1 protein-coding gene is annotated in these 387 nt (G+C 50.9%); it reads right to left on the bottom strand.

The genetic code is table 11. The features are described from left to right. Positions 1–76 precede the first annotated feature (76 nt). Positions 77–387: hypothetical protein (locus AC1RPU_RS07970; protein WP_481769639.1), on the bottom strand; the 311-nt coding region annotated here is incomplete at its 5' end.

Genomic DNA, 387 nt, shown 5'->3' with positions numbered 1-387 from the left:
AGGAAATGCTAGTAACACACGCAGGCCGCTAAATAAAAAAGCACCGCCAAATAAATAGTTGGCGGGGCTTTTTTATTTAGCTCTGCGGTTGTGCGTAGTACACCGAAACATCTGCATTAGGTGAATTGGCAGCTACGGGAGCCGAGTTTGTTATCACAACGGCCGTGTACTTATCGTCCAGCACCAACATCGTATTCACATTAAGCGTGATGTTAACGGCAGTTGGTGTGGTGACCTCTACAGTTAGCGGCGCCGTTGTGGCAATGGCCAGTCCCTGCACCGGACCTAGCGTCATGCTAGTAGTCGGAGTCAAGCGTTGACCTATCGCGCCTACGCCAGACGCTGGGTAAATCGAGCTGAGTGTTCCTACCTGCTTCAACACCAGAT

The sequence above is a fragment of the Dellaglioa sp. CoH-55-MRSF-7 genome (assembly GCF_056782235.1).
This window is presented reverse-complemented; position numbering and strand designations above follow the sequence as displayed.